This is a genomic window from uncultured Halovibrio sp. (assembly GCF_913056445.1).
Classification (GTDB): Bacteria; Pseudomonadota; Gammaproteobacteria; order Pseudomonadales; family Oleiphilaceae; genus Halospina; species Halospina utahensis_B.
Genome location: NZ_CAJXMA010000019.1, coordinates 1 through 24,465, shown reverse-complemented (window position 1 = coordinate 24,465; position 24,465 = coordinate 1). Strand labels below are relative to the sequence as shown.

Genomic DNA, 24,465 nt, shown 5'->3' with positions numbered 1-24,465 from the left:
GGCGCCTTTACCGGGCACTGTCCGGGCTATAGAATCCCCGTTCGATCCATCCGATTGCCCGGGACACCTCATGGCCACTGACGCGAAGACGGACACCTATCGGCTCAACCCCGATCAGGTGAAAGCCGAGTTCTTCCAGTTATTGCCCATTGCGGTTTTCGTAACCGTATTCGGTATCGCGTTTGGTCTGGCGGCCGGGCAGGCGGGGCTTCTGCCGTGGCAGGCGGGCCTGATGAGTGTCACCGTCTTCGCCGGTGCCGCCCAGTTCGCGGCTTTGGGGCTCTGGGGGCAGGAGGTCTCGCTGATTCCCCTGGTCGCCATAGTGCTGGCGATCAACTCCCGTCACATCCTCATGGGCGCCTCGCTCTACCCCGTGCTCCGCAAGCTCCCGCCGGCGCGGCGTTACGGCATACTGCTGGTGCTGACCGACGCCAACTGGGCGCGCTCCTTCCAGCAGTATCAGGCCGGGCGCGAGAATCTGGAAGCCATCCTCGGTGGTGGTCTGGTGCTTTGGATGGCCTGGGTGGCGGGTACCCTCTTCGGTGGCTATTTCGGCGGGCTTGTTCAGAACCCGGAAGCCTTCGGGCTGGATATGGTGCTGGGATGCTTCCTGTTGACCATGGCACTGGGCGGGCCGAAATCACGGCGGATCCTGGTGGCGTGGACGGTGGCGGGCATCTCGGCGGTGCTCGCCTGGCGATGGCTGCCGCCGCACACCCATGTGATCGTGGGCGCGCTGGCCGGCGGCGTTGTGGGTCTCTTCTGGCTGGAGCCGCATCATGACCAGTATTGAGACCACAACCCTCGGCATCCTGGCCATCATTCTCATCATGTCTCTGGTGACCCTGGGCACCCGTTTCGGGGGCGCCTTCCTGATGGCACGGGTCCCCCTGAGCCGCCGGGTGGAGAGCTTCATCAATGCCATGGCCAGCTCCGTTCTGATCGCCATTGTCGTGCCCATGGCCTTCGCCGGGGATCTGGGTGCCAAGGCGGCGCTGCTGACCACGGCGGTGATCATGGTTGCCACGGGCCGCTCCCTGCCGGCCATCGGCGCAGGGTTCGTAGCGGCGGCGCTGGTGCGGCAGTTTCTGTGATGGCAGTGGCGCTTCTGAGCTGCCTGCTGGCCCTCGTTCTGGATTTTCTGGTGGGCGAGCCCCGCCGGTGGCATCCACTGGTAGGCCTGGGCTGGTATGCGGACCGTATTGAAGCTGCGCTGAATCCCTCTGGGCGGGGCGGCATTCTGGCTGGCGGGCTGGCAACCGTGCTGGTGGTGCTGCCGGTGATCGGCGTTGCCCTGGTGGCGTCGGCGCTGCCGTGGCCCTATGGGCTGGTCGTGGCGGTGATTCTTCTGTGGGTCTGCATCGGCCACAGCAGCCTGGCGGAGCACGGTATGGCGGTTTACCAGCCACTGATGGATGAGGATCTGGAGACGGCCCGTGAACGTGTGGGCATGATGGTCAGCCGCAATACCCGGGGGCTGGATGAAGAAGCCATCGCCAAGGCTACGACGGAATCCCTGCTGGAGAATGGCGCGGATGCGATCTTCGCGAGCCTCTTCTGGTTCCTGATTGCCGGTCTTCCGGGGCTGTTGCTGCATCGGGCCGTGAATACACTGGACGCCATGTGGGGCTACCGCAGCGACCGGTTCAACCGCTTTGGCAGGGTGGCGGCCCGGCTGGATGATGCCCTGAACTGGGCTCCCGCACGGCTGACCGCGCTGGGGTACGCGCTTGCGGGCCGCACGCGGATGGCACTGAGGTGCTGGAAAACCCAGGCACGGGCATGGGAGAGCCCCAATGCCGGTCCGGTGATGGCAGCCGGCGCGGGCGCGCTGGGCGTATGGCTTGGCGGGCGTGCGCCCTATCACAACGGTTGGCGTGAGCGGCCTCTGCTCGGCCATGGCGAGCTGCCCGATGCGCTTACCATCCCATCCGCCATCACGCTGATCCAGCGCAGTCTTGTGCTCTGGATGCTTGCGGTGGCCATCGTGACGGTGCTGGTGGAAGCTCTGGGCCGGGGAGGGCTGTGGTAATGGCAACACACGGTGGCCGACTGAACCAGGCGGTACAGCAGTGGGGGATTCCCCGCGGCCAGTGGGTGGACCTTTCGACTGGCATCAACCCCTGGCCGTGGCCGGTTCCAGCGGTGCCGGCTGAAGTCTGGCAGCGGCTCCCGGAGGAGGACGACGGTCTACCGGCTCAGGCACGGCACTGGGCCGGTGCGCCGCCCGATGCCGGATGTCTTCCCGTGGCCGGAACCCAGGCCGCGATACAGGCCCTTCCCCGATTAAGGGCCCCGGGGCGCATCGGCGTGCCGGACCCGGGCTATGCTGAACACGCCGAAGGGTGGCGGGCTGCCGGGCATGGGGTTATCCCGTTCACGACCCTGCCCAGCGATGAGGAGCTGGCCGCGCTGGATGCGCTGGTCTGGATCAATCCCAACAACCCCACAGGGGAGCCGGTGATGGCCCGTGATCTGATGGCCTGCCACGAGCAACTGGCGGCCCATGGGGGCTGGCTGGTGGTGGATGAAGCCTTTATCGACGCGGAGCCGACTCAGACATTGGTGCCTGAGACGGGGCGTGAAGGACTGGTGGTGTACCGTTCCATGGGCAAGTTCTTCGGGCTGGCAGGCCTGCGGGCCGGACTGATGTTCGGACCTGGCGGGCTCTGTGGCTCGCTTGGTGAGCTGCTTGGCCCCTGGGCTGTCAGCCACCCCGCACGCTATCTGACGCAGCAGGCCCTGTCGGATACGGCCTGGCAGAAAGCCGCTGCAAGCCAGCTTCATCACGGGCACGACCGCCTCGTCGCACTGCTCAGGAGCGCCGGGCTGGCTCCCCGGGGCAGTGCGCCGTACTTTGCGTACTGCCCCCATGATGAGCCTGGGCGGGTCGCAGAGGCGCTGGCCGCGCAGGCGGTGCTGGTGCGTGTGTTCGAGGCGCCGCCCGCCCTGCGCTTTGGCCTGCCTGGGGCAGAGCCCGAATGGGAACAGCTGGCGCGTGCGCTCCAGACCCTCTAGCGGTAGAACCGGGACATTTCCTGGAGCACTTCCTTGATAGTGCGGGGATCCGGCCGGAACTCCGGCGCCGGATTGAGCTCATCGTCCACGGTTTCCACCCGGCCTGAGGCATACTGAACAATCCGGTGATCGTCCAGTAATACCGCGTAGTCCATGTAACTGTGGGCAATGCTCCAGTCCCGTTCGCGCTTCTGGAACAGGCCGTTGCCGGTGGCATAGGTCTCCGGGGCCGTGGCGCTGCAGCCAAGGGCCCTGCCCATGAGCGTAGGGGCAACATCGAAGTTCTCAGTGCGGTACTCAATGGTGCGGCTGTCACGTCCCGGCCAGTGCACGATCATGGGGGTGTGCAGCTGGTACTGCCCGAAGTTGCTGCCGTGGCCCCAGTAATTCTTTCCGTATTCGTTGAACTCCTGGCCATGGTCCCCGGTGATCATGACGATGGTGGAATCCAGAAGGTCCCGGTCACGGAGGTCGGAAAGCACGCGCCCGACCTGATTGTCCACGAAATGCAGGGTGGACTTGTAGTTGTTGCGCATCAGTTCCGGGTTGAAGTCCGGGCCCAGGGCCAGCTTGTTCACCGGATCCCAGTACGGCTGGAATTTCACCGGATAATCGTCCGGCACCCGGTGGTTGTGTGGTGTGTCGTAGAACAGGAACCCGAAGAATGGCTCACCGGTGCTGGCCTCACTCTGCTGCGCAGTGAAGTCCAACCAGTCATTGGTGATGCGGGTGTCACGGTCCCAGGGTTTGTCGCCGGGTGTTTCCAGGCGCAGATCGTCCACAGAAGCGAAGACGTTCTTGGTGAACGCGGGGCTGATCAGCGGCGCGGAGCTCAGGATCTTCATCCGGTAGTCCAGTTCCTGCATGCGCGTAATCATCACCGGCGGCTGTTTGGCGGTGGTGAACGCCTCCCAGTAGCCGCTGGGCAGTGAATAGAACAGGGTGAAAATGCCCGGCTTGGTGGCATTACCATTGCTGTAGTGATCCGTGAACTGCAGGCTCCTGCCCGCAAATTCATGGATGTTCGGCATCCACCGGGGATCGACCATGTCGCCGCGGGCGCCGTCTATCGCGATCACCAGCACGTTGGGGCGTTCGGCCGGCCTTTCACAGCTCAGGGGCTCGGTGGGGTAATCCAACTGGCCACCGCCGCCGCCAGTGGTGAGCGCGCTGGCGGCGCTCTGTTCCCGGATGGCCTCGGGGTCCACCAGTCCGTTCTTTTCCATGAAACGCTTGGCGGTTGCGCCGTAATACAGCGGCATGGCCCGGGTGATTGAGGTGATGCGGCTGTCGTGGTTGGCATCCGCCCAGGCGTGCCAGCCGTGCACAACCAGCTGGCCGGCAAAGACGGTGGCAATACCGAGTGCCAGCCAGCGCCCCCGTGGCCGCCGCCGGAACAGGAAGATGCCCATGACCAGCTCCAGAAGCAGCAGCCCGAGCGTCGCGCCGCCGGCTATGGCCCACATCTGCCAGGGAAAGGCAAAGATCTGGGTGCCGCCCTTAAGGGCCATATCCAGAACAAATCCGGAGAGATGGAAACGGAACTGGGCATAGGTGACGGTATCAATCAGCAGGAGCCCGAGAGCGCCCGTTGCATACACTGTCCCCAAAGCGATGAGCAGCCGGCGGCTGGGGATGAGTCCGATCACCAGCAGCGGCAGGCCGGCGACCAGTGCCAGCAGCGGGAACTGCGCCAGGTACAGGAAGGTGACATAGATGCCGGTGGTACCGTCTGGAATGGTGATCCAGGGCAGATAACGCAGGCCAACCAGAAGAGCCAGTACGCCATTGGCTAACAGAAACCAGCCGGTCCAGCTCAGGCGTTGCCCGAGTTCCCTGAGTTGAGTTTTCAGCAAATCCCTTCCATCCAATGTCCAGTGTTAATCGTCAGGCGGCCTATGATAGCCAGCGCCAGGTGGAAGTCCAAGCCGCCCGTCATCCGTACTTCCCGTGCCCGGTGGCTGGTTCTGGCATTCATGGCTGAGTTGACCCGGTCATGGGCCCTTGGTAGGGTTCGATCCACTTTCAGGTGTCCCTGCTGTGGCAGGGATGAAACGGGAAGCCGGTGAGCTGCATGAAGCAGCGAGGCCGGCGCTGCCCCCGCAACGGTGATTGAGTCAAAGGCGGCCATCACGCCACTGTGCCGGAGAAGCATGGGAAGGCGGTCGCTGGGGATGCCATGGGCATCCGCTCATCAGCCCGTAGACCGGCCTGAAGGGATCGCCATGCGTTGCGGAGGGCAACGACAGGCCGGCCGGATCTTCCCCCGCGGCTCACGCTGCGCACTATTCAACCTCCCGCCGCCTGTCACCCTGAGTCTGCCCCCGCGACGCGTCCAGCAATGCTGTGCGGGGAAGCGCAGCAGGCAACAGGGAGTTACACCATGACCAACCGACAGGCCATTCTGCCTCTGGCAGCTGCAATAAGTCTTAGCGCATCCGTTTCTACGGCCCAGGAGGCGGACGGGATTAACCGGGTTGCCGCTTTCAATATGGATCCTCTGGTTGTTACCTCGACGCTTGGCGTTGAGACCGCTAGTGAGAGCCTGTCCTCTGTAACGGTCATTGATTCCAGGGATCTTCAACAGCGTAATCCTAGGGAACTCGGCGACGTTCTTCAGGCGCAACCAGGGATCAATGTCACTTCGAGTGGGAGTTTCGGTAAGAACACCAGCGTTTTCACTCGGGGAACCAGCAGTGAGTCAACGATCCTGCTATTGGATGGTATCCGGATCCGTTCGGCAACTGCCGGCAGTGCGCCCTGGCAATACATCCCCCCCCAGTTACTTCAGCGTATCGAGGTTGTCCGCGGTCCCAAGGGAACGCTTTACGGATCTGACGCTGTCGGTGGGGTTATCCAGGGGTTTACCACCCCGCGTGGCGACCAGGATCAACAGTGGATCGAGATGGGGGGAGGCAGCTTTTCCACCCAGCAATTCAACGGTGGCGTGAGCGGCCAGAACGGTGACACCCGCTACAGTCTGCAGGGCCACTACCTCGAGACGGACGGCACCAACCTGCGCCCCGGAGGTGAAGACAAAGGTTTCCGGAATGCGGCAGGGACCTTCAGCGTGAGCCATGGGTTTGATAACGGCGCGTCCATCGGGGTCGTTGGTCTTCAGAGTAGCGGCAACACAGAGTTTTTCCGCGGGGAGACCGATTTCGACATGAGGACGCTGGGTGTGAAAGCCAGCACACCTGTCGTCCGGAACTGGACGACGTCCATCCAACTCAGTGAGGCAAGGGACGAACAGGACAGTGAACGGGTTAGTGGTCCAAGTTTCTTTGACACAACGAGTCGAACAGCGCGGTGGGAGAATACGTTCAGTTTCGGAAACCATGAACTGATTGCCGGCACTGAATATCGCGTGGACGATGTTGATAGCAGTGAACCTTACGAGGAAGACCGTCGCAGCAACAGGGCTGCGTTTGCTCAGCTGTTGAGCGAGTTTGGAGCCACCAGTCTGCAGCTCAGTGGGCGTTGGGACGACAACGAGGCCTTTGGTGAAGAGACCACAGGGGCAGTGGCACTGGGGTACGATCTGAGCTCTGTATACAGTGCGCGAGCCAGTTACGGGACCGCCTTTCGAGCACCCACCTTCAACGACCTCTACTACCCGGGTTTTGGCAATCCGAACCTCGAGCCTGAGACCTCAGGAACCGTTGAAGTCGGATTTCGGTCGGATCGCGAATCGGTCTTCTGGGACGTGGCTTTATTCAGGACGGATGTTGATAACCTGATCAGTGCTCAGCCAGACAACATTAAACGTGCGCGCATCGACGGTATAGAGCTTTCGGGTGGCCTTTCAATGGCGAACTTTGAGGTAACTTCCGCTGTTACCTTTCAGGATCCCGAAGATCGTTCCACTGGTGATCGGTTGGCGCGGCGCTCCAAGCGCAGTGTTCGGGTCGATGCCGATTACACACCCGCCAACTATCACTTCGGTGCATCGTTCATCGCCGAAGGTGATCGTTATAACGATCGGGGAAACAGCAAAGTCCTTGCTGGCTTCGGCAGGCTCGATCTTCGAGCCGGTATGGACGTGACCCGTCTTCTGTCGGTCAGCGTGAACGTGGAGAACGTCTTTGATCGGCGATACAGCACCACCAGCCGGAGCTTCCAGCCCAGGTTTGACTACCTGGCTGCGGGACGTGCGGTTTACGCCACTATTAGTTATGGAGCTCAGTGATGCGGTCGGCCACACGGATGTTGATGCTCACCTGTATGGTGCTGGGGCTGACGAGCGTGTCGGCCAGCGCCGCCACCATCGTCGGCATCGTCTCGGACCGCTCCTCCGCCGAAATGGCGGCGGGCGCCGAGGAGCATTTGGCCGCGTTCCCGGAACACGAGATCGTGCTGCGCACGCCCGAGCAGCTGAAGGATCTTCCCGACGAACAGGTTACGGACCTCTGGAGCGACGCGGACGCGCTCATCCTGGCCGCCGTTTTTGGCGAGGAGTCCGGCCGCATCCGCCGGCTGGTGCGTGACCAGGGGCCGGGGGCGGACGTGCCCATCATGGCCATGAACAGCAAGCGCGGCATAACCCGCCTTTCCCGGCTCGAGGGCGAGCGCGTGATGGCGGATCTCTCGGACAGGACCATCAACGAGATGGTCGCGAACCCTGAACCCGGCGAGGACCCCGCCACGCACCTGGATGAACGCCGCAAGCAGTACCCGGAGCAGGCGGAATGGCTCACCGGCCGCGCCTTCTACCAGGGCCGCAGCCCCGAGCACATGGATGGCCTCTTCCGCTGGGCGCTGGCCCAGGCCGGGTATGACATCGAGGTGCCGGAACCCAAGCCCCGCGAGCCCATCCGGTACTACCGTAATGGCGAAGCCAGTGCCGATCCGGATTCCCTCAACCTGGAGGAAGGCCCGGCCGTGGCCCTGCTGGACCTGGATTCGGGCGACCGCCCCGGCGATCGGGACCTGCTGGACGCCGCCTGCGAGCAGATGGAAGAGCGTGGCATCAAGTGCTTCACCATCCTGGCCCGTTGGGGTGGGGCGAGCGTTGAAGCGGTGAAGACGCTGGAGGAACGGATCCAGCCGGCTACGCTGTCCGGCATCGTCAGCCTGCAGTATTTCACCGTTGGCGGTGGCGATGGCCGCGAAGCCGTGACCGAGGCGTTCAATAATCTGGACGTGCCTGTCATCAAGGGTATCCGCATCTCCAAGCTCACCAAGCCCGAATGGTTGCTCTCCGATGAAGGGCTGCCGTGGGATTCGGTGCATTACCAGCTCGCCATGCCCGAACTCCAGGGCATCAGCCAGCCCATGGTGCTGGCGGTGGCCGAGCCGCCGCGCATCGATGAGGAAACGGGCGTGGAACTCACGCTGACCACGCCGGTGGCCGAGCGCGTCAACGCCCTCGCGAACCGGATGGATCGCTGGGTCACGCTCCAGACCAAGGACAACTCGGACAAGCGTGTTGCGGTGGTCTACTACAACCACCCGCCGGGCCGGCAGAACATTGGTGCGGACAAGCTCAACGTCCCGGAATCCCTGTTCGAGATCCTGCAGCGGCTCAAGGCCGAGGGCTACAAGACGGGCGAGCTTCCCGAGTCCCCGGAAGCCCTGCTGGATGAGATCCAGGATCGTGGCGTGAACCTCCCGGACCAGCAGTCCGGCCTGGAAGATCTGGCCGGCAAGGTGCCCTCCGTGAGCAAGGAGACCTACCTGGAGCGCTTCAAGCAACTGCCGGAAGCTGTCCAGGCGGAGATGCAGCACGGCCCCGTGGGCTACCTCCACGCCCAGCTGAAGAACGCCGCCAACAACGGCCATACCAAGCTCGGCAATGACCTGCTCAAGAACGGCGTGAAGGACCTGCGCCACATGCTGCGCAACTACGAGCACGACGCCACCCAGCGCGCTCTGGACCTGCTCGACCAGTACCAGACCGGCTGGCGCGCGGTTCTCCGCAATGAGCAGAACTCGACGGAGAAGGTCACCAGCATCCGCGATGCCCTGATCCGCACCGGCATCCCCGGCCTCTCCGGTTGGGGTGAGGCGCCCGGCCGCTCCATGGTCCACGAGGGCGAGATGCTGTTCCCCGGCCTCCACTTCGGCAATGTGTTCATCGGCCCGCAGCCGCCGCGTGGCTGGGAAGTGAGCGAGGAGCTGCTCCACGCCAACACCACCTTCCCGCCCACGCACCAGTACGTCGGCTTCTACCAGTGGCTGCGCAAGGACTTCAACGTGGACGCGCTCGTCTACCTGGGCCGCCACTCAACGCGCGAGTTCCTGCCCCGGCGCCGCGCGGGCCTGGCCGAGGACGACTACCCGGAACTGCTGGGCAAGGATCTCCCGCTCATCTACCCCTACATCGTTGACGGGGTGGGCGAGGGCATCCAGGCCAAGCGCCGCGCCATGGGCGTGATGATCAGCCACCTCACGCCGCCGCTGGAGACCACCAAGCTCTACGACAACCTGCTGGAACTGCGCCAGCTCGTCGAAACCTGGGAGTCCTCCAACGACCCGGATTCCTCCTCGCGCGACCGTGCCGTGAAGGAACTGCGCAAGCGCCTCAGGGAACTGGACATGGTCCAGGATATCGAGAAGGAACTCGCCGCCGAGCACCACCACGGTGAAGAAGAGCACAACGAGGAGGAAGGCGAAGAAGAGGGTAAGCACGAAGAGGGCGAGGTGCACGCCGAGACCGAACATCACCACAAGCATGAAGACGTCGAGGCGCCGGAAGAGGGCGGCGAGCACGCCCACGCCCATAAGCATGAGGACGGTGACGAGCATGGCCACGAGCACCACCACGAGGAAGAAGTCCACCTGGAAGACGTGGACGACGAACTCCTGGTGCACGAGGTCGGCCACTACCTGACCACCATGCAGGAAAGCTTCATGCCCCTCGGCCTGCACGTCTTCGGGCGTGACTGGGAGCAGGAAGGCATCGAGACCATGCTCAGCTCCATGGCCGGTGACGACGAGGAGCCGAAGCCCGAGTGGCGCGAGAAGCTCAAGGCCTCCCCCGGCGAAGAGATGGACCACCTCATGGCCGGCCTCGATGGCCGATTCGTCCCCCCGGGCGAGGGCAACGACCCCGTGCGTACCCCGGCGGTACTGCCCACCGGCCGCAACTTCCACGCCCTGTCCAGCGACCTGGTCCCGACCCGCGTCGCCTGGTCCCTGGGCGCGGAAATGGCCGAGGACGCCCGTAACAAGGGCGATCCCAAGGCCGAGGGCAGTGAAGCCATCGTCCTCTGGGCCTCGGACACCGTCCGTGATGAAGGCGTGATGATCGCCTTCGGTCTGGACATGCTCGGCATCAAGCCCAAGTGGAACTCCCGTGGCATCGTCGAAGGCCTCGAGCGCATGCCGCTGGAAGACCGGGCCCGTCGCCGCGACGCCCTCTTCACCACCTCCGGCCTGTTCCGCGACCTCTACGAGGACCAGCTCGTGCTCCTCGACCAGGCCTCGCGCCTGGCCCTGGATGGCGCCTACAAGACCATCATGAACAAGCACCCGCAGCTGGACCGCGCCCTGGAAGCCGCCATGGAACCGCTCCCCGAGGACATGCGCGATCCCGGCAATGAAAGCCTCGCGAAGAATGACGTGGCCGCCCGCTGGGTCGCCGATACCAAGGCCATGATGGCCAACGGCGCCAAGGCCGAGAAAGCCGGCTCGGATGCGGCCCTGCGCGTCTTCGGCACTGCCCCTGGCTCCTACGGCGCCGGCGTCAACCGCCTCGCGGACCGCTCCGGCGCCTGGGACGACCGCGGCAAGGTCGCCGACGCCTACACCCGACGTATGGGCTACGCCTTCGGCGGCGACAAGCAGGGCGGCCGCCCCGCGCACGATGCCTTCAAGGATCGTCTGGATGACGTCGGCCGCACCTACCTCGGCCGCGCCAGCCACGTCTACGGCCTGCTCGACAACGACGACGGCTTCGACTTCCAGGGCGGGCTCTCCATGGCCGTGGAACACGAAACCGGCAAGGCCCCGACTAACCGCGTCCTAATGCACGCCGACCCCGACAACCCCAGGGTCGAATCCCTGCAGCAGGCCCTGCTCAGCGAGCTGCGTGGCCAGAACCTGAACCCGCAGTGGATCAAACCGCTGATGGAGCAGGGTTACGCCGGCGCACGCACCATGTCCGCGGACTTCCTCGACAACCTCTGGGGCTGGCAGGTGACGAGCCCGGACGTGGTGAAATCCGCCGTCTGGGACGACATCAACGAGGTCTACTTCGAGGACCGTCACAACCTGGGTCTCGATAAGTTCCTCGAGAAGGACCACAACGTCCACGTCAAAACCCACATGCAGGCGATCACACTGGTGGCCGCGCATCGCGGCTTCTGGAAGCCCGACGAGGAAACCCTCAAGAAACTGCGCCAGGAGTTCGCCCAGCTCGTTGTCGAGAACGGCCTGCCCGGCAGCGGCCACACCCGCCCGGACCACCCCACCATGCAGTGGGTGGCCGAGAACCTGAGCGATGCCGAGCTTAAGAAAGACTTCAGGGCCGTCCTCAAGTCGGCCCGCATGCAGGCACCGGAGTCCGGCAAGGCCCAGCCGGTGAGCATGCGCGAAGTCACTATGAAACAGAAACCCCAGCAGCAGGAAGCCGAAGAGAAGGCCCAGCAGCAATCGGAAAAGAAAACGGAACAAACGTCCGAGCAACCCGATGCGCAAAAGGCCTCGGCCGAGGGCGGACAGGTCCTGCTTCCGTGGTTCATCGGCGGTGGTGTCCTGCTGCTTCTCGGTGGTGGTGTCGTCGCCGGTCGACGCCTCTCATAAGGCCTGAAGGAGGCAAGCAATGTTTACATCCGCAACCCTCGACATCATGGACTCCATGGTGAGCTTCCTCCTGGAGCCGGTGATCATCGCGCTGCTGGCGCTGATCGCCCTGGCGCTCTGGGAAACCGGCCTGGCCATCGGTGAACGCACCGGCGGCCTGCGCCGGATGATCGAACGCGGTGATACCGATTCACTGGCGGCCCGCGCCCAGCGCCGCATTGACCGCGCCGACCTGATCGCCCGTGTCGGCCCCATGATGGGCCTCATGGGCACCCTGATCCCGCTCGGCCCGGGCCTGGCCGCGCTCGGGCGCGGTGAGCTCGACGTGCTGGCGGAGGCGGTGACCGTGGCCTTCAACACCACCGTCCTCGGCCTGCTTGCCGGCATCATCGGCTTCCTGCTCGGGCGCATGCGCCGCCGCTGGTACGATGGCGCCATGGCACGGCTGGAGGAGGCCAGCGCATGAGTGTGCCGGAGTACCGCCGCAGCCGTTTCGACGTCACCGACGAGGACCCCATGGGCCCGCTGGCGAACCTGGCTGATATCATGCTTGTGTTCGCCGTGGGCCTGATGGTGGCGCTGGCCGCATCCGAAAGGGCCAACGACCCGCAGCAGAGCGGCGTGGATGTGGAGGCGGGCCGTGAAATGCCGGAACTGCCCGAGGGCGCCGGCGAATCCGGTGAAGGCTTCCAGCCCATGGGCCAGGTCTACCGGGACCCGGAAACCGGGCGCATGATCATGATCGACAAGGGGAACAGCCAGTGATCCGGATGCTGCACCGACTCACCGCCATCGCCCTTCTCTTTTTGGTCGCCACCACGATGGCCCACGCGCAAGTCTGTGCCACGGATGACCGTGGGAAGGAGGTCTGCCTGGACAGCCCCGCTGAACGCATCATCAGCCTCTCGCCCGGCGCCACTGAACTGCTCTTCGCCGCCGGCGCCGGGGACGACGTGGTGGGTGTGGTCAACTACAGCGACTACCCCGAGGCCGCGAAGGAACTGCCCATCATCGGCAGCCTCAAGCGGCTCGATGTCGAGCGGATCCTGAGCCTGTCGCCGGATCTGGTGATTGTCTGGGTGACCGGCAACCCCAAGGAACAGACCGAGCGGCTGGAAGAGCTGGACCTCACCCTGTACTACCTCGAGCCCAGGGATTTCGAGGGCATCGCGACTGCCATCGAGCGCCTCTCGACCCTGGCGGATACCAAAGAGGTGGGCTACAGGGAAGCCGATCGGTTCCGCGCCGGGATCGAGTCGCTGCGTGATGAATACGGTGATGCCGATCCGGTGCCAGTGTTCTACCAGGTCTGGGATCAGCCCCTGATGACGGTTAATGGCGAGCACTTCATCCACGAAGTGATTGAACTGTGCGGTGGCGAAAACATCTACGCGGAGCTCGACCGGCTGGTGCCACGCATCGACCGGGAATCCGTACTGGCCGGGAATCCGGAGGCGATCGTCGCCGGCGGCATGGGCGAGCAGAACCGGGACTGGTTGCAGGAATGGAAACAGTACGGCTCGCTGACCGCCACTGAGCGGGGCAATCTTTTCTTCGTGCCGCCGTCCACCCTGCAGCGGCCCACACCACGCCTGCTGGAAGGCGGCGCCACCCTGTGCAAGAAACTGGAGACCGCCCGTGAACGCCGCTGAGGCCGTCGCACACCGGGCCAGCGCCTCCATGGCCATTTCCGCCTGGCGTCCCTTTCTGCCGCTGGTGTGGTTGGCATTGCTGGGGCTGCTGGCCCTAATGATGGCCGTCGCCATCGGCAGCGTGACCATCGCGCCGGGCGAGTTCTGGGCGGTGATCCTGGGCGAGGGCAGTGAACTGCACCGCACCCTCATCTTTGAGCTGCGCGCGCCGCGCGCACTGGCCGGGTTTGCCACCGGTGGCCTGCTGGCGGTGGCCGGGGCGCTCATGCAGATCCTGCTGCGCAACCCGCTGGCGGACCCCTACGTACTCGGTGTCTCCGGCGGTGCCTCGGTGGGCGCGCTCGCCGCCATGCTCGCCGGCACCGGCACCGCCGTGCTCTCCGGTTCCGCCTTCGCGGGCGCGCTGCTGTCCACCTTCCTGGTCTTCGGCCTCGCCCACGGCACAGGCAGCTGGACCCCGGCGCGACTGCTGCTTACGGGCATCGTGGTCGCCTCCGGCTGGGGCGCGGTGATCACACTGATGCTGGCCATCGGCCCGACGGACAAACTCCCGGGCATGCTCTACTGGCTCATGGGCGACCTCACCTACGCCCAGACCCCCTGGCCAGCGCTGATCACGCTGGCGCTGGTCTGCTTGCTGGTCATCCCCCTCGGGCGCAGCCTCAACGTCCTCGCACGTGGCCCGCTGCAGGCGGCGGCGCTGGGCGTGGCCGTGCGCCCGCTGGAATGGACCATCTACGTGCTCGCCAGCCTGCTCACCGCACTGGCCGTGACCACTGCCGGGAGCATCGGCTTTGTGGGGCTGGTGGTGCCGCACATGCTCCGGCTGGTGCTGGGCAACGACCAGCGCCTCATACTGCCGGCCTGCGCGCTGGCCGGGGGCGCACTGCTCACGCTGGCGGACACGCTCGCGCGCATCGTCATCGCCCCCGAACAGCTCCCCGTGGGTGTGATCACCGCCCTGCTGGGCGTGCCGACCTTCCTCGTGCTGCTGTACCGGAGTCGCTGATGGCCGTGCTTGAAACCCGGGAACTCATCATCGACATCCCCGAGCGCGCCGACGGCCGCCCGCTCAGCCTGCGCATGGAACCCGGCCAGACCTGGGGCATCCTCGGCCCCAACGGCGCCGGCAAGAGCACCCTGCTGCACACCCTCGGCGGCCTCAACCGCCCGAGGAGCGGGGAAGTGCGGATCGACGACACCCCATTGCGCCAGATGCGGCGCAGCACCATCGCCCGGCAGCTCGGCCTCGTCTTCCAGGAACGCCAGGACGGCTTCCCCGCCACCGTCCTCGAAACCGCCCTGATCGGAAGGCACCCCTTTTTGTCCCCCTGGCAGCTAGAAGGCGGCGACGACCTCGAAATGGCCGAAAAGGCCCTGGAACGCCTGGAACTCAGCGACCTGGCGGATCGTTCCGTCAGTACCCTATCCGGTGGCGAACGCCAGCGCGTCGCCCTGGCCACGGCCCTGACCCAGAGCCCCAGCATCTGGCTCGCCGACGAACCCACCAACCACCTGGACCTCCGCCACCAGGTGGCCGTGATGGAACTGCTCTCGGAACAGGCCAGGGCAGGGCACACCGTCGTCATGTGCCTCCACGACCTCAACCTCGCCGCCCGCTGGTGCGACCACCTCCTGCTCCTGTACCCGGACGGCGAAGCCTGCTGGGGCGAGGCCGAAAGCATGCTCAAACCCAAGGCCCTCGAACAGCTCTACGGCCAGCCCCTCACGTGGGCGGAGGTGGATGGGGCTCCCGTATTCGTGCCGTCATGAGGGAAAGAACCCCCAAAAATGACCCCCCTGTAGGAGCTTGCTTGCAAGCGATCCAAGCGATCCAGACAAAGCAAGCGATAAAACAATCGCGAGCAAAGCTCGCTCCTGCAGGGAACAGGACTAACCGAGGCTGAATTCAATGAACACCCAGACCATCACAGGCACAACGGCTGCTGCCATGATCACAGCCCCGGGCTCTGGCCACGGCAAATCCATGGTCACCGCCGCCCTGGCACGCCTCCACAAAAACGAAGGCCGCAACGTCCGCGTCTTCAAGCACGGCCCGGACTACCTCGACCCCATGGTCCTCGAACGGGCCTCCGGCAACCCGGTCTACCAGGTCCACGGCTGGATGACCGGCATGGACGAAGTCCGCTGGCGCCTCGCCGAAGCCGCCCAGACCGCTGACCTGATACTGGTCGAAGGCTCCATGGGCCTCTTCGACGGCGACCCCAGCACCGCCGACATGGCCGTCGCCTGCGGCATCCCCGCGCTACCGGTCATCGGCGCCAACGCCATGGGCCAGACCTTCGGCGCGATTGCTCTGGGCCTCGCCCGCTACCGCGATGATCTGGAAGTGAAGGAAGTCATCGCCAACCGCACCGGCAGCGGCTACCACGCCCACCTGTGCAAGGAGAGCCTCCCCGAAGACATCAGCCTCCTCGGCGCCATCCCGAGGAATGAGGCCTTCGACATCCCGGATCGCCACCTCGGCATCGTCCAGGCCGACGAAATCACCGACCTGGATACCCAGCTCGACGCAGCAGCGGAAGTATTGAAAGAAGCCGGCCTCGACCAACTCCCGGCCCAGGTCACCCTGGAAGCAACAACACCCGAACAACCGCCAAGGCTCCTCGAAGGCACCACCATCGCCATCGCCAAGGACGCCGCCTTCGCCTTCATCTACCGGGCCAACACCGAACTCCTCGAAGCCATGGGCGCCACCCTGAAGTTCTTCTCTCCCCTCGCGGACAAAGAACTCCCGGACGCCGATGCCCTCTGGCTCCCCGGCGGCTACCCCGAACTCCACGGCCGAGCATTGGCCGACAACACCGCCATGAAAGCCGCCATCCAGGCCCACCACCAGGCCGGCAAACCCATCTACGCCGAATGCGGCGGCCTAATGGCCTGCACCGAAACCATGACCGACCCGGAAGACGGCACCGAACACAGCCTCTACGCCCTCATGCCCGGCAAAGTCTCCATGGCCCCCAAACTCAAGGCACTGGGCATCCAATCCCTGAACACGGAAAATGGCGAACTCCGAGGCCACACCTTCCACCACTCCGAACTCGAAACGGAACTGGAACCGGCCATGAGAACGACCAAGAAAAACGGCAGTGAAGGGGAGCGCGTGTTCAAACAGGGCTCACTCACAGCGAGCTACTTCCACGGCTACTTCCCCACGGCCCCCAAACTGATCGCAGAGCTCTTCAAGGGTTGAGGTTTGTGTAGCTGAGTTATCGAGACATTAGAAGGGGCATGCCGGGGAAGACTCCCCGGCATGCCCCCTGCAACAAGTCAGGAGATCCAGATATGAGAGAGAATGCGAAAGACCCTGAACGTCATGCCCAACGAATGGCCCGCAAAAAGAAGGTCATGGAAGAACGCATGGCCAACGCCCAGAAAGACCAGGGCGTCCTCCTCGTGAACACCGGCAACGGCAAAGGCAAAAGCTCCTCCGGCTTCGGCATGGCCGCAAGAGCCCTGGGCCACGGCATGAAAGTCGGCATCGTCCAATTCATCAAAGGCAAAATGCAAACCGGCGAAGAACGCTTCTTCCGCGACCAACCCAACGTCGACTACCACGTCATGGGCCAGGGCTACACCTGGGACACCCAGGACCGGGAAAAAGACGTCGAAGCCGCCGAAAACGCCTGGCAAGAAGTCCAACGCATGCTTCAGGACGACAGCTACGGCCTCATCCTGCTCGACGAACTCAACATCGCCCTGCGCTACGAATACCTCGACCTCGACCAGGTCCTGGACGACCTCCAGAACCGCCCAGAGATGCAGCACGTCGTGGTCACCGGCCGTAACGCCCCGAAAGAGCTGATCGAGCTGGCCGACACCGTCACCGACATGACCATCGTCAAACACGCCTTCAAAGACCTCGGCGTCCGCGCCCAAAAAGGCGTCGAACTGTAGGAGCGGGCACGCCCGCGATTCCCTGACCCGTAGGAGCTTGCTTGCAAGCGATATCGCGAGCGAATCAATCTACCGTAGGAGCGAGCCTTGCTCGCGATACCCTCTCTGGCACTATCGCTTGCAAGCAAGCTCCTACAAAGGGGATCGCGAGCAGAGCTCGCTCCTACAGGGAAAACGCACAACGGAGGCAACACCTCATGCAATCGCTGATGGTCATGGGCACCACCTCGGACTCCGGCAAGAGCACCATCGTCGCCGCCCTGTGCCGCTGGCTCCACCGCCAGGGCGTCTCCGTGGCCCCGTTCAAGCCCCAGAACATGGCCCTGAACAGCGCTGTCACCGAAGACGGCGGCGAGATCGGCCGCTCCACCGCCCTCCAGGCCCTGGCCTGCGGCATCGAACCGCACAGCGACATGAACCCCGTCCTCCTCAAACCCCAGACCGACCGCGGCGCCCAGGTCATCCTCAGAGGACAGGTCTACGGCAACATGGACGCTGTCGACTACCACGGCTTCAAGAAAGAAGCCCGCAAGAGCGTCATGGCCGCCTGGGAAGCGCTCAAGGCCCGCTACGACGTCATCATCGTCGAAGGCGCCGGCAGCCCCGCCGAGATCAACCTGCGCGAAAACGACATCGCCAACATGGGCTTCGCCGAAGCCGCCGACCTCCCGGTCCTGCTCGTCGGCGACATCGACCGCGGCGGCGTTTTCGCCCAGCTCGTCGGCACCCTCCAGCTCCTGTCCCAGTCCGAACGCGACCGCGTCACCGGCCTGCTCATCAACCGCTTCCGCGGCGACCCGGCCCTGCTCGAAGACGGCCTCAAATGGCTCGAAGACTACACCGGCAAACCCATCGTCGGCGTCTTCCCCTACCTCCAGGGCCTCATCCTGGACGCCGAAGACAGCGTCGGCCTCACCGGCACCGAGGCCGACGAAGACGCCCTCAAGGTCGTCGTCCCCGCGCTCCCCAGAATGAGCAACCACAACGACTTCGACCCCCTGCGCCTCCACCCCAAGGTGGATCTCCAGTTCATCGGCCCCGACCAACCCAAACCCGGCGCCGACCTCATCGTCCTCCCCGGCAGCAAGAGTACCCGAGCCGACCGCGAATGGCTCAGGGCCCAGGGCTGGGACGAACACATCCAGCGCCACCTGCGCTACGGCGGCAAGGTGCTCGGGATCTGTGGGGGATTCCAGATGCTGGGCAGAACCATCGCCGACCCGGACGGCATCGAAGGCGAGCCCGGCGAAACCGAAGGGCTGAACCTGCTGGATCTTGAAACGCGGCTGGTGCAAGGGAAGCAGCTGCGGCGGGTGACCGGGGTGTTTGTGGAGAGCGGGACGCCGATGAGTGGGTATGAGATTCATAACGGGGTGACGACGGGGAGTGCGTTGGAGCGGCCGTTGGTGTCATTGGAGGGGCGGCCGGATGGGGCGGTTAGCCAGGATCAGGCCTTGGCGGGCTGCTACATCCATGGGGTGTTTGATGACGCCGAGGCCTGCAAAGCTTTGCTGGCTTGGGCCGGATTAGCCGACGAGCAAGCAACAACTGATTATCAGCAACACAGATTGGCAGAGCTGGATAGGCTGGCCGACTCTGTGGCGGAGCATGTTAGCGCGGACCTGCTTTAACAGGACTGAGTTTATACCGCTTGGTATCTATCGAGCTCGACCCCCCATGGGCTGCGTGAAAACGGGAATTTAAATAATTGCATAGACCTCCCCTAGTATCGGTCAGGCTGTCGTTTTTAGGGTAAAAATCGCCATAGCGCTCGTGTATTCAATCATACAAAATGCGGTCTGATCTCTGTTATGAGGCAAAAAGGAGCTTAGCGTAGTGAGATTGGAAAACTTCAAAATCCTATTGGATTGCCGTTTTTGGATTAAATCTGCATCAATTGGTTGGTGGGGCCTTGTTGTGGGCTCTTATGTGTGGTTTTTAGGGTTCGTAGGTAGGGCATCACTGTTAGATGGTTGGTTGAGTGTCGTAGCGGCCACACTGATTGGTGGTGCAGGCATGAATCATTTATCAAAGCTTTATGACAAGCACTTCACTGAATTCAATGGTTTCTATCTCCTACCTGCGGGCTTCATATCTGTGGGAGCCGCTGTTTTAGTAATAGGCGCCTTGATTTTGTCGCTGAATGAAGAGCTTTGGGCGCAGTGCTTCGGGATTGTCTACACGCTGATCGCTGTTTTTGCCATTGTGGGAGGCGCTGATACAGCCCCGAAATCAGAGAGCAACTCATAACCAGTAGCGTCAGTCGGACCGGTTTGTTCCGCTGTACTCCGCAAACCGGCCGCTGCGCAAAGCGATCATCGGCCCGACCAACCCAAACCCGGCGCCGACCTCATCATCCTCCCCGGCAGCAAAAGCACCCGAGCCGACCGCGAACGGCTCAAGGCCCAGGACTGGGACGACCACATCCAGCGCACCTGCGCTACGGCGGCAAGGTGCTGGGGATCTGTGGCGGATTCCAGATGTTGAGTAAAACCATTGCCGACCCGGACGGCATCGAAGGCGAGCCCGGCGAAACCGAAGGGCTGAACCTGCTGGATCTTGAAACGCGGCTGGTGGAAGGGAAGCAACTGCGGCGCGTGACCGGAGTGTTTGCCGAAAGCGGAACGCCGATGAGTGGGTATGAGATTCATAACGGGGTGACGACTAGGAGTGCGTTGGAGCGGCCGTTGGTGTCATTGGAGGGGCGGCCGGATGAGGCAGTTAGCCAGGATCAGGTTGTGGCTGGCTGTTACATCCATGGCGTGTTTGATGACGCAGAGGCCTGCGAGACCCTGCTGGTATGGGTCGGGCTACAAAATGACCAAGCAACAGTTGATTATCAGCAACACAGATTGACCGAGTTGGACCGGCTGGCCGATGAGGTGACTGAAAACATTGGGACAGAGCTCTTTTCTTGAGATTAACCCCTTAATCAGCGGCTGCAACCTGAACCTACCCTTCGCTGGACGGATACCGAATTTTATGCCCCCCATAGACCGGAGATGGGCCATCCGCTACGCTGCACCGGTGAGGATTATAGCCGTTACTACTAAACTTCCATTACCATGCCAGTCTTAGAGCATATCATGTAGATAACTGATTTTAGGAAGCTATCAGCAAGGTGTTGGACGTTGTCCTTGGTAGCGTGTCGACCTTTAAGATTTGGTTTAACTAATGGTTTTTGGAAATTCGGTAATAGTCGCGCAGACTGAACTGATCAGCTTTTATGAAAGTGGGTGATTGATTGCAACCAATAGTACATCAGCCGAATAATCTCGGAGAGTTCATAAAAATAGTGTCAAAATTCCGGGAGGGGCGCGCGAAAGTTTGGCTGCGTGGTGTCAGTAATTCTTCGCACACCCAAGTTCCGTCACTCCTTCGGAAAGAAGTGCAGGGTAGAACCGAACTTGGTGAGCTAGAGAAGCAAATGATAACCCGATTTAAAGATAGATCCTTGCCTTATATAGGGACAAGGCCATTTGATGATTGGGGTTGGCTGTTCTTAATGCAGCATTATGGAGTACCGACAAGGCTCTTGGATTGGTCAGAAAATCCCTTTGTGGCGCTATTTTTTGCAGTTAAATACGCAGAAAAGTACCAAAACGGAAACTATAAAAAAGATGCCGTTGTTTGGATGGTGGATCCAGATGAGTGGAATAATCAGGCTTTGGAGTTTCAGGGTTATAAAGGTGGAATATTAAATGTCGATGATGATCAACTTAGACCATTCAAGCCGCCGGCTGATTTTAGTAGTATCCCTCAATATTGCTTAGCGATATATGGGGCTTACAATTCTTCTAGGATAGTTGCCCAGCGCGGGTCATTTTTTATTTTTGGTGCGCCTGATTACTCTATGGAAAAAATATATCAGATGTCAAAAATAAGCGGTTGTTTTGAAAAGGTTTTAATAAAGAAAAGTGTTATTGGGGATATTTGCAAAGAGCTTTTGGATAGTGGGATAACGGAATCTGTAATATTTCCGGATCTAGAGGGCTTGGCTCAAGAAATAAAAAGAGATTTTGGGTTTGAGGGGTAGAAAATGGAGAAATATAAAGTATCAGAGCACGACAGGCGGACTCTTTCCTGGTGGAAATCAAGAATAAATAATATTGATTTTGATCCTCCGTATCAAAGAAAAGGTGGCTTGTGGACTTCTTTCGATAAAGCCTACCTTGTTGATTCTATAATTAATGGGTTTGATGTTCCGAAAATTTATTTGGCAGATTTTACGTGGTCTTCTACCGAAAAGTTAAACCCAAAGAAGAAAATGTATGCTGTCATTGATGGAAAGCAACGGCTCGAGGCTGTGTTTGAGTTCTTGGATGACCGAATAGCCTTGAATGCAGATTTTAAATACTATGCGAACCCTAGCTTTAAAGCAGGAGGGATGAAGTTCTCGGATCTTCGGAAAAACTATCCTGAACTAGCCGAAGGTGTAGAGCAGTTTAATTTATCCGTTGTAAGCGTGATGGCTCAGGATGTTGATGCGATCAATGAATTGTTTTTGAGGCTAAACCGAAGTAAGCCATTGACAGGGGCAGAGATTAGAAATGCAATGAAGGGCGATGTCCCGCGCCTGATTCGAAAGCTATCCGAACATCAATTCTTTTGTGAGAACATCGCGTTTTCGGTTAATAGGGGGCAAGATAAAAACGCAGCCGCGAAGATATTAATGTTTTGTTTTTATGGTGAAGCCAGAGATACTAAGAAAAAGGATCTGGATGATTTTGCAGGAAGCGTGAAGAATGATGAAGCGACTTTAGAGCTGTCGTACAGAAAAGCGAGAGACACGCTTGATGTGATGTCTTCTATCTTTCTTCCAAGGGACAAGCTTCTCAAATCTGCTGGCTTAATTCCTGTCTACTATCTTTTTATCTGTGATTTAGACGAGAGTGAATACCCTGCGGTTAGGGCTTTTTTGGAGTGGTTTGAAAAGGAAAGGAAAGATTCTATGGATGAAAGGTTTGTCAATTTTGGAAAGTACAATCGGTCTACGAATGATCAAAATAGCTTTTTAGGTAGAACAAAGATACTTAAGGAGCTGTTTAAAGAGTGGAGGTCTTGAGCAAAAAATACTATTTTAGTGCTTTAGTTGTTTTATCTTGAAGTTTTAAGTGATAAACAGTCAGTTTTCGACTTCGAGAGTTTGGGTTTCGTTCATTCTGAGTTCAGGGTAGTCTAATCTCCATTAGATGCATGAATAGCCTTTTGGCTGAATATATGCGTAATAAGCTATAGGCTGAGATAGCATGAGTGAAAAAGAAAAAATTATTGACCAGATTGCGGAAGCATCCGGAAAAACGGCGGATGCTGTTCGTGAAATGGTTAAACTTATCGATCGAGTAATTGGAGGGCCGCTTGAGGAAGCTGCAGGGATCTGGCAAGACAAACTCAAATATACCCGAGCTGTAAATCAGCTTAAGCTCCGAGATAGGTTCCAAGATCATTTGGCGCGAAGAGGGCTTTCTGAGCCAACTCGGGCAGTGCCTTTGTCATTCGCTGTTCCGCTTTTGCAGGCCGCAACCTTGGAAGAAGATGAGTATCTGCGGGATATGTGGGCGGCAATGCTGACTAATGCCGCCGATGAGCGAGTCGAAGTCGAACTGAGACGAGCCTTTGTTAGTCTACTTGAGGACATGACCTCTTTGGACGCACAGATCCTCAAAGTTATCGGTGACGCCCCTCCCCTGGATAGTTATTCAGAGGCGCTTCAGGTTGGTTTTTATATAGGTTATTTGCCGGAAAAAGCCGCTCCAATGGATAATAGTGAGTCAGGGCAGCCGTTCCCGTCTAAGGAGGTATTTTTATCCGTTTCGAATCTGTTGCGATTAAACTTGCTTCGAACCTCTGATACTTTGGATGGAATAAGGAAGGATTTAGAAGTAGATCTGACATACTTGGGGGAGGAGTTGTTGCGGCTGTGTAGCACAGAACTAGAGCAGGGTGAGTAAACGTAAATCTTCCCATCTGGGTTGATCCCGTTAACGGTATGAGATGTAATTTTATGCCCCAACTTCAACCCAGCAACGCCCACCAACTCCACATCGGCGATTCCGTCCTCACAACCCCGCTCGATGCCCAGATGGAAGCTAGCTTCGGCCTAGTCCAGTCGATCCCTGAAGAAAAGGCCAGGCGCTTGCACGCGGAGAACTGCCGGCCCACACCGCCGCGCATCACCCTTAACGCCTTTCTGCTGGATACCGGCGATCACCGGATCCTGATCGACACGGGCATCGGCGCCTTCACCGGCGAGGGCGGTGTCGGTTTGATGGACAACCTCAACGCCATCGGCCTCGACGCCAGCGCCAACGACACGGCCCTCATCACCCACATTCATCCAGACCATGTCGGCGGGAGTCATGTAGATTTCTAAAGGACTGGTCTTCCTGCGGTCGACTAAAAGCGCAGTGTCAGCCCGGCGCTCGCTTCCACCTGAATAAAACCACTGCTATCAAAGACGGCGGTACACCCGCCGGAGCAGAACACAGCGCCGCCGCTTTCGAGGGCCGTGTAGATGCCTCGCAGGTCAAATCGCATCAGCAGGTTCTGGTTCAGCGGCAGCTTGTAGCCTCCGCCCAGGGAGATGGAGGCACGGTTATGGTCTCTGAAGCCACTTGGTTTGGGCTCCAGCCGGGTCAGGCCCGCCACGCCGGACACAAATGGGCCGGTCGTCCCGCCTTGGGGGAAATGCAGGCCCCCGAGCTGCAACTGGTAGATCACCACATCCAGGGCAGTAGCCGGCGGGGTGAAAAGGGGCTCGGAGGAGCGGACCCGGGTTTCCTGGCGGGCGACGTAGAGTTCCAGCTGTTTGCCCGGTTCCGCCAGATCCGCGTTCAGAGTCAGGCCCAGGCTGCGGGAGTCGTCGAAGGTCAGATCCTCCTTGGTGCTGGCGCCGGCAGTGCGGACTTCAAAATCCCCGCCCAGCCGGTATCCGGCAAACGGGGTCAGCTCCACGCCGGCCTGTGCAGCCATGGGCAGCAGGCAGGCGGCAAGCAGCAGGCTGTGGCGTCGACCCATGGCGAGTCTCCTCTGGAACAGGGAACCTTATTCCCTGAGCTTCAAAACCAGTTGACCGTCCTCAACATGAACGCTGTCGACGCCCTCTGAAAAGGATCGCCAGAATCCCGGG

General features: G+C 61.0%; 21 protein-coding genes, 1 pseudogene and 1 riboswitch. Of the genes and pseudogenes, 20 read left to right on the top strand and 2 right to left on the bottom strand.

The window, feature by feature from the left end; all coding sequences use genetic code 11:
* The first annotated feature begins 70 nt into the window (after nt 1–70).
* From QZ501_RS05980 to cobD, 4 genes are read left to right on the top strand one after another with little or no spacing between them, the layout of a single operon-like run.
* Complete coding sequence (locus tag QZ501_RS05980; protein WP_160898416.1) at nt 71–793, top strand: AzlC family ABC transporter permease; 723 nt, start codon at nt 71–73, stop codon at nt 791–793.
* Nucleotides 780–1,094: an AzlD domain-containing protein gene (locus QZ501_RS05975; protein WP_151440655.1), complete on the top strand. Its 315-nt coding sequence runs from the start codon at nt 780–782 to the stop codon at nt 1,092–1,094. Before QZ501_RS05980 ends, QZ501_RS05975 begins: the two co-directional genes overlap by 14 nt.
* Nucleotides 1,094–2,032: an adenosylcobinamide-phosphate synthase CbiB gene (gene cbiB / locus QZ501_RS05970; RefSeq protein WP_295718005.1), complete on the top strand. Its 939-nt coding sequence runs from the start codon at nt 1,094–1,096 to the stop codon at nt 2,030–2,032. Before QZ501_RS05975 ends, cbiB begins: the two co-directional genes overlap by 1 nt.
* Nucleotides 2,032–3,018 carry a threonine-phosphate decarboxylase CobD gene (cobD, locus tag QZ501_RS05965; protein ID WP_295718003.1) on the top strand — a complete coding sequence of 329 codons (987 nt, stop codon included), beginning with the start codon at nt 2,032–2,034 and terminating at the stop codon, nt 3,016–3,018. Before cbiB ends, cobD begins: the two co-directional genes overlap by 1 nt.
* On the opposite strand, the gene QZ501_RS05960 is transcribed toward cobD, so the two are convergent.
* Nucleotides 3,015–4,874, bottom strand: coding sequence for a DUF3413 domain-containing protein (locus QZ501_RS05960; RefSeq protein WP_192497330.1), 1,860 nt, complete (start codon nt 4,872–4,874; stop codon nt 3,015–3,017). The two genes, cobD and QZ501_RS05960, sit on opposite strands and share 4 nt — an antisense overlap.
* A 154-nt stretch (nt 4,875–5,028) precedes the next feature.
* Nucleotides 5,029–5,248, top strand: a riboswitch (cobalamin riboswitch).
* A gap of 153 nt (nt 5,249–5,401) precedes the next feature.
* Between QZ501_RS05960 and QZ501_RS05955 the strand changes: the two genes are divergently transcribed.
* The 16 genes and pseudogenes from QZ501_RS05955 to QZ501_RS05880 all read left to right on the top strand — a co-directional run bounded on the left by QZ501_RS05955 (nt 5,402) and on the right by QZ501_RS05880 (nt 23,709).
* On the top strand, nt 5,402–7,207 hold the full coding sequence (locus tag QZ501_RS05955; protein ID WP_295718001.1) for a TonB-dependent receptor: 1,806 nt from the start codon (nt 5,402–5,404) through the stop codon (nt 7,205–7,207).
* Nucleotides 7,208–7,230: 23 nt separating this feature from the next.
* The gene (locus tag QZ501_RS05950) at nt 7,231–11,763 is read left to right on the top strand and encodes a cobaltochelatase subunit CobN (RefSeq protein ID WP_295717999.1); all 4,533 of its coding nucleotides are present in this window, start codon (nt 7,231–7,233) and stop codon (nt 11,761–11,763) included.
* A 19-nt stretch (nt 11,764–11,782) separates the two neighbouring features.
* Nucleotides 11,783–12,229, top strand: a complete 447-nt coding sequence (locus QZ501_RS05945) for a MotA/TolQ/ExbB proton channel family protein (protein WP_295717997.1) — start codon at nt 11,783–11,785, stop codon at nt 12,227–12,229.
* Nucleotides 12,226–12,528, top strand: a complete 303-nt coding sequence (locus QZ501_RS05940) for a DUF2149 domain-containing protein (RefSeq protein ID WP_295717995.1) — start codon at nt 12,226–12,228, stop codon at nt 12,526–12,528. The genes QZ501_RS05945 and QZ501_RS05940 overlap by 4 nt, the downstream gene beginning before the upstream one ends.
* Before the next feature lie 5 nt (nt 12,529–12,533).
* On the top strand, nt 12,534–13,415 hold the full coding sequence (locus QZ501_RS05935; RefSeq protein ID WP_295717993.1) for a cobalamin-binding protein: 882 nt from the start codon (nt 12,534–12,536) through the stop codon (nt 13,413–13,415).
* 28 nt (nt 13,416–13,443) lie between these two features.
* Nucleotides 13,444–14,424 (top strand): iron ABC transporter permease, encoded by a 981-nt coding sequence (locus QZ501_RS05930; protein WP_160898460.1) that lies wholly within the window; start codon nt 13,444–13,446, stop codon nt 14,422–14,424.
* Nucleotides 14,424–15,188 carry an ABC transporter ATP-binding protein gene (locus QZ501_RS05925; protein WP_160898425.1) on the top strand — a complete coding sequence of 255 codons (765 nt, stop codon included), beginning with the start codon at nt 14,424–14,426 and terminating at the stop codon, nt 15,186–15,188. The genes QZ501_RS05930 and QZ501_RS05925 overlap by 1 nt, the downstream gene beginning before the upstream one ends.
* A gap of 139 nt (nt 15,189–15,327) precedes the next feature.
* Nucleotides 15,328–16,632 carry a cobyrinate a,c-diamide synthase gene (locus QZ501_RS05920; RefSeq protein ID WP_295717991.1) on the top strand — a complete coding sequence of 435 codons (1,305 nt, stop codon included), beginning with the start codon at nt 15,328–15,330 and terminating at the stop codon, nt 16,630–16,632.
* 92 nt (nt 16,633–16,724) lie between these two features.
* Complete coding sequence (gene cobO, locus QZ501_RS05915; protein WP_295717989.1) at nt 16,725–17,336, top strand: cob(I)yrinic acid a,c-diamide adenosyltransferase; 612 nt, start codon at nt 16,725–16,727, stop codon at nt 17,334–17,336.
* A gap of 197 nt (nt 17,337–17,533) precedes the next feature.
* The gene (locus QZ501_RS05910; RefSeq protein ID WP_295717987.1) at nt 17,534–18,967 is read left to right on the top strand and encodes a cobyric acid synthase; all 1,434 of its coding nucleotides are present in this window, start codon (nt 17,534–17,536) and stop codon (nt 18,965–18,967) included.
* A 205-nt stretch (nt 18,968–19,172) separates the two neighbouring features.
* Nucleotides 19,173–19,586, top strand: a complete 414-nt coding sequence (locus QZ501_RS05905; RefSeq protein ID WP_295717986.1) for a hypothetical protein — start codon at nt 19,173–19,175, stop codon at nt 19,584–19,586.
* Between the two features lie 102 nt (nt 19,587–19,688).
* Nucleotides 19,689–20,254, top strand: a pseudogene (locus tag QZ501_RS05900) (hypothetical protein).
* Nucleotides 20,255–20,631: 377 nt separating this feature from the next.
* Nucleotides 20,632–21,372 (top strand): FRG domain-containing protein, encoded by a 741-nt coding sequence (locus QZ501_RS05895; protein ID WP_295718024.1) that lies wholly within the window; start codon nt 20,632–20,634, stop codon nt 21,370–21,372.
* Nucleotides 21,373–21,375: 3 nt separating this feature from the next.
* A complete protein-coding gene (locus QZ501_RS05890; protein WP_295717982.1) occupies nt 21,376–22,401 on the top strand; it encodes a DUF262 domain-containing protein in 1,026 nt (341 codons plus the stop codon).
* Between the two features lie 184 nt (nt 22,402–22,585).
* Nucleotides 22,586–23,287: an Abi-alpha family protein gene (locus QZ501_RS05885; RefSeq protein ID WP_295717980.1), complete on the top strand. Its 702-nt coding sequence runs from the start codon at nt 22,586–22,588 to the stop codon at nt 23,285–23,287.
* A gap of 53 nt (nt 23,288–23,340) precedes the next feature.
* Nucleotides 23,341–23,709: an MBL fold metallo-hydrolase gene (locus QZ501_RS05880; RefSeq protein ID WP_295717978.1), complete on the top strand. Its 369-nt coding sequence runs from the start codon at nt 23,341–23,343 to the stop codon at nt 23,707–23,709.
* Between the two features lie 23 nt (nt 23,710–23,732).
* Here the strand turns inward: QZ501_RS05880 and QZ501_RS05875 are convergent, their stop codons facing one another.
* Entirely contained in the window at nt 23,733–24,353 is a 621-nt protein-coding gene (locus tag QZ501_RS05875; RefSeq protein WP_295717974.1) for a hypothetical protein, read from the bottom strand.
* Between the last annotated feature and the right edge of the window lie 112 nt (nt 24,354–24,465).

Excerpts from the sequence above, each read along its gene's own strand:
- QZ501_RS05950 (WP_295717999.1), top strand. The coding sequence starts at position 7,231 with ATGCTCACCTGTATGGTGCTGGGGCTGACGAGCGTGTCGGCCAGCGCC.
- QZ501_RS05930 (WP_160898460.1), top strand. The coding sequence starts at position 13,444 with ATGGCCATTTCCGCCTGGCGTCCCTTTCTGCCGCTGGTGTGGTTGGCA.
- QZ501_RS05890 (WP_295717982.1), top strand. The coding sequence starts at position 21,376 with ATGGAGAAATATAAAGTATCAGAGCACGACAGGCGGACTCTTTCCTGG.
- QZ501_RS05945 (WP_295717997.1), top strand. The coding sequence starts at position 11,783 with ATGTTTACATCCGCAACCCTCGACATCATGGACTCCATGGTGAGCTTC.
- QZ501_RS05875 (WP_295717974.1), bottom strand. The coding sequence starts at position 24,353 with ATGGGTCGACGCCACAGCCTGCTGCTTGCCGCCTGCCTGCTGCCCATG.
- QZ501_RS05925 (WP_160898425.1), top strand. The coding sequence starts at position 14,424 with ATGGCCGTGCTTGAAACCCGGGAACTCATCATCGACATCCCCGAGCGC.
- QZ501_RS05955 (WP_295718001.1), top strand. The coding sequence starts at position 5,402 with ATGACCAACCGACAGGCCATTCTGCCTCTGGCAGCTGCAATAAGTCTT.
- QZ501_RS05880 (WP_295717978.1), top strand. The coding sequence starts at position 23,341 with ATGCCCCAACTTCAACCCAGCAACGCCCACCAACTCCACATCGGCGAT.
- cobO (WP_295717989.1), top strand. The coding sequence starts at position 16,725 with ATGAGAGAGAATGCGAAAGACCCTGAACGTCATGCCCAACGAATGGCC.
- QZ501_RS05935 (WP_295717993.1), top strand. The coding sequence starts at position 12,534 with ATGCTGCACCGACTCACCGCCATCGCCCTTCTCTTTTTGGTCGCCACC.
- cobD (WP_295718003.1), top strand. The coding sequence starts at position 2,032 with ATGGCAACACACGGTGGCCGACTGAACCAGGCGGTACAGCAGTGGGGG.
- QZ501_RS05920 (WP_295717991.1), top strand. The coding sequence starts at position 15,328 with ATGAACACCCAGACCATCACAGGCACAACGGCTGCTGCCATGATCACA.
- QZ501_RS05975 (WP_151440655.1), top strand. The coding sequence starts at position 780 with ATGACCAGTATTGAGACCACAACCCTCGGCATCCTGGCCATCATTCTC.
- QZ501_RS05940 (WP_295717995.1), top strand. The coding sequence starts at position 12,226 with ATGAGTGTGCCGGAGTACCGCCGCAGCCGTTTCGACGTCACCGACGAG.
- cbiB (WP_295718005.1), top strand. The coding sequence starts at position 1,094 with ATGGCAGTGGCGCTTCTGAGCTGCCTGCTGGCCCTCGTTCTGGATTTT.
- QZ501_RS05885 (WP_295717980.1), top strand. The coding sequence starts at position 22,586 with ATGAGTGAAAAAGAAAAAATTATTGACCAGATTGCGGAAGCATCCGGA.
- QZ501_RS05980 (WP_160898416.1), top strand. The coding sequence starts at position 71 with ATGGCCACTGACGCGAAGACGGACACCTATCGGCTCAACCCCGATCAG.
- QZ501_RS05910 (WP_295717987.1), top strand. The coding sequence starts at position 17,534 with ATGCAATCGCTGATGGTCATGGGCACCACCTCGGACTCCGGCAAGAGC.